Source organism: Flavobacterium sp. (assembly GCF_003525665.1).
Classification (GTDB): Bacteria; Bacteroidota; Bacteroidia; order Flavobacteriales; family Flavobacteriaceae; genus Flavobacterium.
Map to the genome: position 1 here is coordinate 1 of NZ_DQDX01000125.1, position 11235 is coordinate 11235.

Annotated in this window: 8 protein-coding genes; all 8 read left to right on the forward strand. The window is 34.5% G+C overall.

Annotation, left to right across the window (positions count from 1 at the left end; genetic code table 11):
* Window positions 1-129: 129 nt before the first annotated feature.
* On the forward strand, window positions 130-1479 hold the full coding sequence (locus tag DIU01_RS08925) for a c-type cytochrome (RefSeq protein WP_290833631.1): 1350 nt from the start codon (window positions 130-132) through the stop codon (window positions 1477-1479).
* A gap of 33 nt (window positions 1480-1512) precedes the next feature.
* A complete protein-coding gene (locus DIU01_RS08930; RefSeq protein WP_290833633.1) occupies window positions 1513-4584 on the forward strand; it encodes a TAT-variant-translocated molybdopterin oxidoreductase in 3072 nt (1023 codons plus the stop codon).
* Window positions 4585-4659: 75 nt separating this feature from the next.
* Window positions 4660-6069: an NrfD/PsrC family molybdoenzyme membrane anchor subunit gene (nrfD, locus tag DIU01_RS08935; RefSeq protein WP_290833635.1), complete on the forward strand. Its 1410-nt coding sequence runs from the start codon at window positions 4660-4662 to the stop codon at window positions 6067-6069.
* A gap of 8 nt (window positions 6070-6077) precedes the next feature.
* Window positions 6078-6605, forward strand: a complete 528-nt coding sequence (locus DIU01_RS08940) for a DUF3341 domain-containing protein (RefSeq protein WP_290833637.1) — start codon at window positions 6078-6080, stop codon at window positions 6603-6605.
* A gap of 7 nt (window positions 6606-6612) precedes the next feature.
* The gene (locus tag DIU01_RS08945) at window positions 6613-7170 is read left to right on the forward strand and encodes a cytochrome c (protein WP_290833639.1); all 558 of its coding nucleotides are present in this window, start codon (window positions 6613-6615) and stop codon (window positions 7168-7170) included.
* Window positions 7171-7206: 36 nt separating this feature from the next.
* The gene (locus DIU01_RS08950; protein ID WP_290833641.1) at window positions 7207-8730 is read left to right on the forward strand and encodes a quinol:cytochrome C oxidoreductase; all 1524 of its coding nucleotides are present in this window, start codon (window positions 7207-7209) and stop codon (window positions 8728-8730) included.
* 18 nt (window positions 8731-8748) lie between these two features.
* Window positions 8749-9915 (forward strand): cytochrome c oxidase subunit II, encoded by a 1167-nt coding sequence (locus tag DIU01_RS08955; protein WP_290833643.1) that lies wholly within the window; start codon window positions 8749-8751, stop codon window positions 9913-9915.
* A gap of 20 nt (window positions 9916-9935) precedes the next feature.
* Window positions 9936-11235: cbb3-type cytochrome c oxidase subunit I (locus DIU01_RS08960; protein ID WP_290833645.1), on the forward strand; the 1300-nt coding region annotated here is incomplete at its 3' end.

Below are 11235 nucleotides of genomic sequence, written 5' to 3' on the forward strand. Positions count from 1 at the left end.
ATATATTTATGGTTTTGAGAATAATTCTTAAGTCGTATTTTTGTGCAAGTTTTTAAAAATGTACAATCTTTTTCTATGAATTGTTCAATAGAAAAAATCATACCAAAATTGTCGATAATCATTAACTATATGAAAAAAGTGGGTAACCATAATTCGATTTCTAGGAATTTAATTCTAAGCTTAGCTTTAATGCTAACAATTTCCTTAACTTCATTTGCTCAAGAAGCTGCGCCTGCAACGGCCGCTCCTGCTACTGATGTTGCTGCAACTCCAGCCGCTGCTCCTGCTGCCGGTGGTGATGCCGTAAAAGGTAAAGAACTTTTTAATGCCAATTGTGCTGCTTGTCACAAATTAGATGCTAAAGCAACTGGTCCTGCACTTCGTGGTGTAGCGAACAAGTATGACATGGCTTGGATTTACAAATGGGTAAAAAACAGTTCTGAACTAATTAAATCAGGAGATGCAAAAGCTGTAAAAATATATGAAGAATACAACAAGTCTGTGATGACTGCGTTTCCTCAATTATCTAATGCAGATATTGATAACATCATTGCTTATACTTCTGAAGTTAAAGCTGAAGCTCCAGCTGGAATGGCAGTTGTTGATGGAGGTCTTCAAGCAAAAGATGAAAACGCAATTTCAAACAATGTAATCTTAGGATTTTTAGTAACAGTAATGTTATTATTAATTGTAATGTTGTTCCTTGTTTATAACATGTTGAATAGAATTGCTTCTTCTAAAGGTTTGGAAGTAGTTAAAAAAGAGAATCCAATATTGGGATTAGGAAGAGCTTTTGTAAGAAATCAATTCTTAGTTTTAGTTTCTGCAATTTTCCTATTGCTTGCAAGTGGTTATTTTGTGTACGGATATTTATCTCAAATTGGTGTAGATCAAAACTACGCTCCAATTCAACCGATACATTTCTCTCACAGAATTCACGCCGGTAGTAATGGTGTTGATTGTAAATACTGTCACTCTGCGGCACGTGTAAGTAAAAATGCTGGTATTCCTTCTCTAAATATTTGTATGAACTGTCATAAAAATATTGCTGAAGTTGCTGATACTACTGCAACACCAGAATACTCTAAAGCATTCTACGATGGAGAAATCCAAAAATTATACACTGCTGTTGGTTGGGATAAATCAACTCAAAAATACACGGGAAAAACAAAACCAGTAAAATGGGTTCGTATTCATAACTTACAAGATTTCGTTTACTTCAATCACTCACAACACGTTTCTGTTGCTGGAATTGAGTGTCAAAAATGTCACGGTGAAGTTCAAACGTATGAAATCCAAAAACAATTCGCTCCATTAACAATGGGATGGTGTATTGATTGTCACCGTCAAACCGATGTTAAAATGGAAGGAAACGCTTACTATGATAAAATTCACAAAGAACTTTCTAAAAAATATGGTGTAGACAAATTGACTGCTGCACAAATGGGAGGTTTAGAATGCGGTAAGTGTCACTATTAATCAATTTATTAAGAAGCTAATAATATATATACGATGTCATCAAACAAAAAATACTGGAAAAGTGTTGAAGAGCTAAACGAAAATAGTTCTATTGTTGAGACGCTTAAAAATAACGAATTTGTGGAAGCAATTCCAACAGATGAATTTTTAGGAGACGCAGCATCTTTGTCATCATCATCAACTACTCGTCGTGATTTTTTAAAATACGTTGGATTTAGTACAGCAGCAGCTACATTAGCAGCATGTGAAGGTCCAGTGCACAAATCAATTCCTTACGTAGTACAACCAGAGCAAATTATTCCTGGTATTGCAGATTTTTATGCAACTACTATGTTTGACGGTTTTGATTTTGCAAATCTTTTAGTTAAAACTCGTGAAGGTCGTCCTATTAAAATAGACAACAACAAAATCGAAGGTGCGAAATTTGCTGCAAATGCAAGAGTTCATGCTTCTGTTTTGTCATTGTATGACAGTATGCGTTTGAAATCTCCAATGATTAATCAAAAAAACGCAACTTGGATCGAAGTAGATGCTAAAATCAAATCAAGCTTGGCTGATGCTAAAGCTAAAGGTGGTCAAGTTGTTTTATTGACTAATACATTAGCAAGTCCATCAACTGAGAAATTGGTTGCAGATTTCTTAGCTAAAAATCCAAATTCAAAACATGTAATTTATGATGCTGTTTCAGAATCAGCTGCGTTAGATGCTTTCGAAACTGTTTACGGTCAAAGAGCTCTTGTAGATTACGATTTTTCAAAAGCAAATACAATTGTTTCTATCGGTGCTGATTTCTTAGGTGACTGGCAAGGTGGAAGTTTTGATTCAGGTTATGCAAAAGGTAGAATTCCTCAAGCAGGAAAAATGTCTAAGCATTTCCAATTTGAAGCAAATATGACTTTATCTGGTGCTGCTGCCGATAAAAGAGTTGCAATGTCTGTTGCAAATCAAAAGCAAGCATTAGTAAAAATATACAATGTAATAACTGGTTCTTCTGTTTCTTCTTCTTTAGGAAAAGAATTTGATGCTGAAGTAACTAAAGCGGCTCAACAATTAAAAGCTGCGGGAAGTAAAGGTGTTTTAGTATCTGGAATTCAAGATAAAAACGCACAACTTTTAGTTATTGCAATCAATCAAGTTTTAGCAAGTGAGGCATTCTCAACTGCTGGAGCAAGACAAATTAGAAAAGGTTCAAACGAAAAAGTTGCTCAATTAATTGCAGACTTAAATGCTGGAACTGTTCACACATTAATAATGAGTGGCGTAAATCCAGTTTACACTTTAGCAAACAGCGACGCATTCGTATCTGGACTTAAAAAGACTAAATTATCTGTTGCATTTTCTCTAAAAGAAGATGAAACAGCATCGATAACTACAATTGCTGCGGCTGCTCCACATTATTTAGAATCTTGGAACGATCACAGTTTAACTGCAGGAACTTATTCATTAACACAACCAACAATTCGTCCTTTATTCAATACGAAACAATTTCAAGATGTTTTATTGTCTTTAAATGGTGTTGGTGGTACTTTTTATGATTATTTAAAAGTAAATTCTGGTGCATTTGTTGGTGGAACTTCTTGGAATAAGGTAGTTCACGACGGTGTTTTCGTTGGTGCGGCTTCGGCTGTTTCTGGTGGAACTGCAGATTATGCTTCTGCTGCTAATACATTAGCACAAGCAAAACCTGTTGCTGGATTCGAATTAGTTTTATATACTAAAACTGGTTTAGGTGATGGTCAACAAGCAAATAACCCATGGTTACAAGAATTCCCGGATCCAATTACAAGAGTATCTTGGGATAACTATTTAACTGTTTCTAAAGCTGATGCAGAAGCATTAAAATTAGAAAATGAAATTGTTGCTAATGGTGGTTTAAATGGTAGTTATGCTACTGTTAAAGTTGGAAAAACTGAGCTTAAAGTGCCAGTTATTGTTCAGCCAGGTCAAGCTAAAGGAACTGTTGGTTTATCTTTAGGATATGGTCGTAAAGCAGCTTTAAAAGAAGAAATGCAAGTAGGTGTTAACGCTTACGTATTATATAATAATTTTGATAATGTTCAAGCTGCACAAGTAGTGAAAGCTGATGGTGAACACGAATTTGCAAGTGTTCAGTCTCAGAAAACATTAATGGGTAGAGGTGATATTGTTAAAGAAACTACATTAGCAATCTATAAAGATGCAAGTGCTAAAGGTGAGAAAGAAGTATTTAATGCTCCACCAATGGTATCTTTAGATCATAAAGAAGTAGAAGCTACAAAAGTTGATTTATGGGAATCATTTGATCGTTCAGTTGGACATCACTTTAACCTTTCTATTGATTTAAATGCTTGTACAGGTTGTGGAGCTTGTGTAATTGCTTGTCATGCAGAAAATAACGTGCCGGTTGTTGGTAAAGATGAAGTAAGAAGAAGTCGTGATATGCACTGGTTGCGTATTGACAGATACTATTCATCAGAAGATACTTTCGCTGGTGATAATAAGAAAAAAGAAGAATTTGACGGTTTAACTGGAGATAAAGGATCGTTAAGCGGATTTGGAGAAATGGAAGATCCATCAGATAATCCTCAAGTTGTTTTCCAACCAGTAATGTGTCAGCACTGTAATCACGCACCATGTGAAACAGTTTGTCCTGTTGCTGCTACATCTCACGGTCGTCAAGGTCAAAACCAAATGGCTTACAACAGATGTGTTGGAACTAGATATTGTGCAAACAACTGTCCTTATAAAGTACGTCGTTTCAACTGGTTCTTATACAACAACAATGACGAATTTAATTTCCATATGAATGATGATTTAGGTCGTATGGTCATTAATCCAGATGTTAACGTTCGTTCTCGTGGAGTAATGGAAAAATGTTCATTGTGTATTCAAATGACACAAAAAACAATTTTGACTGCTAAACGTGAAGGTAGAGAAGTAAAAGTTGACGAATTTGAAACAGCTTGTTCTGCAGCTTGTTCTTCAGGAGCCATGATTTTTGGTGATGTAAACAATACTGAAGATGCGGTTACAAAATTAGCAGCATCAGATAGATCATACCATTTGTTAGAGCACGTTGGTACAAAACCAAACGTAGTTTACCAAGTAAAAGTTAGAAATGTATAATAAGAACATATAGATAGAAATAATAGTTTTTTTGAATAAAATCTAAAGTTAAAATCTAAAATTTAAAATTAAATTATGTCGTCTCATTACGAAGCACCCATTAGAAAACCCTTAGTTATAGGTGATAAAAGTTATCATGATATAACGGTAGATGTAGCTGCACCAGTTGAAGGTAGAGCAAATAAACAGTGGTGGACTGTATTTTCTATCGCATTAGCCGCTTTCCTTTGGGGAGTTGGTTGTATAATTTATACCATATCTACAGGTATTGGAACTTGGGGTTTGAATAAAACCGTTGGTTGGGCTTGGGATATCACTAACTTCGTTTGGTGGGTTGGTATCGGTCACGCCGGAACATTAATTTCTGCAGTATTATTGTTATTCCGTCAACGATGGAGAATGGCAATCAACCGTTCTGCAGAAGCTATGACCATCTTCTCTGTAGTTCAAGCGGGTTTATTCCCAATTATTCACATGGGTCGTCCATGGTTAGCTTACTGGGTTGTTCCAATTCCTAATCAATTAGGTTCTTTATGGGTGAATTTTAACTCACCTTTACTATGGGACGTATTCGCAATCTCAACATACCTTTCTGTATCATTAGTTTTCTGGTGGACTGGTTTACTACCTGATTTCGCAATGTTGCGCGATAGAGCTGTAACTCCTTTCAATAAAAAAGTTTACTCTATTTTAAGTTTTGGATGGAGCGGAAGAGCTAAAGATTGGCAACGTTTTGAAGAAGTGTCACTTGTATTAGCAGGTTTAGCTACTCCACTTGTACTTTCTGTACACACGATTGTATCTTTTGACTTCGCAACTTCTGTAATTCCAGGATGGCATACTACCATTTTCCCTCCATACTTCGTTGCTGGAGCGGTTTTCTCTGGATTCGCGATGGTAAATACTTTACTTATCATCATGAGAAAAGTATCTAACTTAGAAGCATATATCACGGTTCAACATATCGAATTAATGAATATTGTAATTATGATTACAGGTTCTATCGTTGGTGTTGCTTACATCACAGAGTTATTCGTAGCTTGGTATTCTGGTGTGGAATATGAACAATACGCATTCTTAAATAGAGCAACTGGACCTTACTGGTGGGCATATTGGTCAATGATGACTTGTAATGTATTCTCTCCTCAGTTCATGTGGTTCAAAAAATTAAGAACTAGTATTATGTTCTCTTTCATAATCTCAATTGTAGTAAACATTGGAATGTGGTTTGAGCGTTTTGTAATCATCGTAACATCATTACATAGAGATTACCTTCCATCTTCATGGACAATGTTCTCTCCAACTTTTGTTGATATTGGAATTTTTACAGGAACTATAGGATTCTTCTTCGTATTATTTTTATTGTATGCTAGAACATTCCCTGTAATTGCTCAAGCAGAGGTGAAAACTATTTTGAAATCTTCGGGAGAAAATTATAAAAGACAAAGAGAACAAGAAGGACATAATCATTCAGAAAAACATTAATATTTGTTATGAGTAGTAATAAAGTTATACACGCTATATACAATGATGATGACATTTTAATGGATGCCGTAAAGCAAACAAGAAAAGCACATCATCATATTGAAGAAGTTTTCACTCCTTTTCCAGTTCACGGATTGGATAAAGCAATGGGATTAGCACCAACAAGACTTGCAATATGCGCCTTTATTTATGGTTGTATTGGTCTTTCGGTTGCAACTGCAATGATGAACTATATAATGATTACCGATTGGCCTCAAGATATTGGAGGTAAACCAAGTATGAGTTATATTCAAAATATGCCAGCTTTCGTTCCGGTTATGTTTGAAATGACAGTATTCTTTGCAGCTCACTTAATGGTAATTACTTTCTATATGAGAAGTAAATTATGGCCATTTAAACAAGCAGAAAATCCAGATGTAAGAACTACAGATGATCACTTCTTAATGGAAGTAGCAGTTAAAGATAATGAAGAAGAATTGACTTCTTTCTTAAAAAATACTGGAGCAGTAGAAGTTAAAGTAATTGAAAAGCACTAATTTAGATATGAAAAGTTTAATTAAAATAGCAGGTCTATTGGTATTAGTAGTTTCAGTTTCATCATGTAAAAATGATTTGAAGCCAAACTATCAGTACATGCCTAATATGTACGAATCTGTAGCATACGAAACTTACTCAGAATCTGATGCTTTCAATTCACCAACAGGCGAGAAGGGTAAAGAGGGACAAATTCCTGCAAAAGGTTCAATCAAAAGAGGTTTCGAACCATACGAATATCCTAATACTACTGCTGGTTATGATGCCGCAAAAGCTAATTTAAAATCGCCTATTGATTCTATTGGTGTTGATGCTAAAAAAGCAGAAGAATTATACACAATTTATTGCGCAATTTGTCACGGTGAAGCTGGTGATGGTAAAGGAAAATTAGTAAAGCAAGAAAAGTTTTTAGGAGTTCCAGCATATAAAGACAGACCAATTACTGAAGGTAGTATTTACCACGTAATTACATACGGTTTGAACTCAATGGGTTCTCATGCGAATCAACTTTCTTCTAAAGAGCGTTGGATGGTAACATCACATGTTCTTAAATTAAGAAATCAATAATTAAGAATTATTTCATAAACAGATAGTTATATAGATATGTACACATTTTCAAAAAATTTAAAAAACATTGCACTTGCCCTAATGATTTTAGGATTAGTAGGTATTGTGTATGGTTTTTTATCTGCTCCAAAGACTATTGAAGAGGTAGAAAAAATTGTGGCAGAAAGTCATCATGGTGGACATCATGCTGAAGCAACAACTCACGATGCTCATGCAACAGAAGCAACTCATGAAACTAAAGCTGCTGTAGCTCATGGAGAAGTAAAAGATACTACTCATGCAGTTGCTCACAATACTGAAGTGAAAAATGATTCGGTAGTTGCATCTGAAAATGATTCTACAAAAACAGATGTAGCACCAGTTGCTACAGAAAATCATGACAATCACACAACAACTGAAGTAGCTCACGTTTCAAAAGTTGATGCTGAGAAAGAGCATAAAGAACATATTGAGCACGTTTTTCATCAGTTACAAAATAAACCTTGGGCTGCTTTGTATGTAGCTTGTATATTTTTCCTTTTAATTTCTATGGGAGTTTTAGCATTCTACGCTATTCAACAAGTTGCTCAAGCAGGTTGGTCTCCTGTTTTATTTAGAGTTATGCAAGGAATTACGGCTTATTTACCATACGGTTCAGTAATTTTCTTTATCTTGTTATTACTTTCAGGTTTCCACGTAAATCATTTATTTGTTTGGATGAAAGAAGGTGTAGATGTTGTTGGTCATGAGAATTATGACAAATTAATTGCTGGTAAAACAGGATACTTAAATGTACCTTTCTGGTTAATTAGAGCAGCAATCTTTTTAATTGGATGGAATTTATACAGACACTTATCAAGAAAAAACTGTTTAGCTCAAGATGAAGCTAATGATAATTTGTTCTACAAAAAGAATTTCAAATTATCTGCTGCGTTCCTTGTATTCTTCATAGTTTCTGAGTCAATCATGGCTTGGGATTGGATTATGTCGGTTGATCCTCACTGGTTCAGTACATTATTCGGATGGTACGTATTTGCAAGTTTCTTTGTAAGTGGTATCACAACGATTTCAATGGTAACATTATATTTAAAATCTAAAGGTTATTTAGAAAATGTAAATTCAAGTCACATTCACGATTTATCTAAATTCATGTTTGGTATTAGTGTTTTCTGGACTTATTTATGGTTCTCACAATTTATGTTGATTTGGTATTCTAATATCCCAGAAGAGGTAACTTATTTTATTACTAGAATTAAAGATTACAATTTATTGTTTTTCGGAGCTGTAGCGTTAAACTTCTTATTCCCAATCTTAGTTTTAATCAACACTGACTTTAAACGAGTAGCTGGAATTGTAGTATTCGCTGGTATCATCATTTTATTCGGACATTATATTGATTTCTTCAATATGATTATGCCTGCAACAGTTGGAGATCAATGGTTCATTGGTGTATCTGAAATCAGTTCTCTATTATTTTTCTTAGGATTATTTATTTTTGTAGTATTCAATGCATTAACAAAAGTGCCGCTTACTCCAAAACGTAACCCATTCATCGAAGAAAGTAAACATTTTCATTATTAATATTTAAAGAAAAAACAAATGACAAGTTTTTTGGTACTTTTTATTTTAGTTTTATTATCAATTGCAATTTGGCAATTAACTAAAATTTTTGACCTTACGCAAATTGGGCAATCATCAGATAATACTCAAATTGCTAACGATAATGATAATAAGGTTAATGGCTACTTAATGTTTGCCTTCCTAGTTTTTATATACTTAACTACAATTGTTTGTATCGTTAAATATGGTGATTTACCTTTAATGAGCGGTTCAGCTTCAGTACACGGTAAAGACGTAGACCAGTTGATGTGGATATCAATGATTTTAATTTTTGTTGTTCAAACAATTACTCAGGCATTATTACATTATTTTGCATTTAAATACAGAGGACGTAAAGGTCAAACTGCATTGTATTTTGCCGACAATAATAAATTAGAATTTATTTGGAGTTCTATTCCAGCTGTAGTTTTGGCAGTATTAATTTTCTACGGATTGTATGCTTGGACAGACATTATGTTTGTTGACGAAGATGAAGATACAATTGTAATTGAATTATATGCTAAACAATTTGGTTGGGAAGCAAGATATTCAGGTAAAGATAATGTTTTAGGAAAAGCGAACGTACGATATATTGAAGGTGTAAATACCGTTGGTGTTGACTTAGCCGATCCAAATGCGCAAGATGATATCGTTGTAAATGAATTACACTTGCCAAAAGGAAAGCGTGTAGTTTTCAAAATTCGTTCTCAAGATGTTTTGCACTCTGCATACATGCCACATTTTAGAGCACAAATGAACTGTGTACCTGGGATGGTTACTCAATTCTCATTTATTCCAGATTTGACTACGTCAGAAATGAGAGAAACTGAGGACATGGTTACTAAAGTTACTAGAATTAATCAAATTCGAGATAAGAAAAATGTGAAATTAGTTGCAGAAGGAAAAACTCCTCTTGACCCTTACACATTTGACTATTTACTTTTATGTAATAAAATTTGCGGAGCTTCTCACTATAACATGCAAATGAAAGTGGTTGTAGATACTCCAGAGGAATTTAAAGCATGGTTAAAAGAAAAACCTACATTAGTACAAGCAGTTAAAGATGCTAATGCAGCTCCAGCAGATGGTGAAAAACCAGCTGTAACTAACGATTCAACTACTGCAAAAGCAGATACTACAGTAGTTGCTCAAGTTGAAATGAAATAATAAAATAATTTTACACTTATATGTCAGCAATGAGTCACGAACACGATCACCACGAACACGATCACCACGAAGAACACCATCACAAAGATACGTTCATTACTAAATACATATTTAGTATTGATCATAAGATGATTGCTAAGCAATATCTTATTACTGGTATCATAATGGGTTTAATTGGTGTTGGTATGTCAATGCTTTTTAGAATGCAATTGGCTTGGCCTGAGGAATCATTCAAAATATTCAGCTTTTTCTTAGGTGAAAGAATGGCACCAGGTGGCGTTATGAATAACGAAACCTATCTTGCACTTGTTACAATTCACGGAACCATCATGGTATTCTTTGTTTTAACAGCCGGTTTAAGTGGTACTTTTAGTAACCTTCTTATCCCGTTACAAATTGGAGCACGAGATATGGCTTCAGGATTTATGAATATGATTTCATACTGGTTGTTCTTTTTATCCAGTGTAATCATGGTTATCTCTTTATTTGTAGAATCTGGTCCAGCTTCTGCAGGATGGACGATTTATCCTCCATTAAGCGCCTTGCCACAAGCAATATCTGGTTCTGGATTAGGTATGACTTTATGGTTAGTTTCTATGGCTATCTTCATCGCATCATCTTTAATGGGTTCATTAAATTATATCGTTACCGTTATTAATTTAAGAACTAAAGGTATGTCTATGACAAGATTACCACTTACAATTTGGGCATTTTTTGTTACAGCTATTATTGGTGTAATTTCATTCCCAGTATTGTTGTCAGCAGCATTATTGTTAATAATGGATAGAGGTTTTGGTACTTCTTTCTTCTTATCTGATATTTATATTGCAGGAGAAGTATTAAATTACCAAGGTGGTTCACCAGTTTTATTTGAACACTTATTCTGGTTCTTAGGTCACCCAGAAGTTTATATCGTATTATTACCAGCTTTAGGTATCACATCTGAAGTAATTGCAACAAACTCTCGTAAACCGATCTTCGGATACAGAGCGATGATCATGTCAATTCTTGCAATTGCATTTTTATCAACTATCGTTTGGGGTCACCACATGTTTATCTCTGGGATGAATCCATTCTTAGGTTCTGTATTTACATTTACAACTTTGTTGATTGCAATTCCATCTGCGGTAAAAGCGTTCAACTATATTACTACACTTTGGAAAGGTAACTTGCAATTGAATCCAGCAATGTTGTTTTCAATCGGATTGGTTTCTACTTTCATCACTGGAGGTTTAACTGGTCTTATCCTTGGAGATAGTACACTAGATATCAACGTGCACGATACGTATTTCGTAGTAGCTCACTTCCACTTAGTAATGG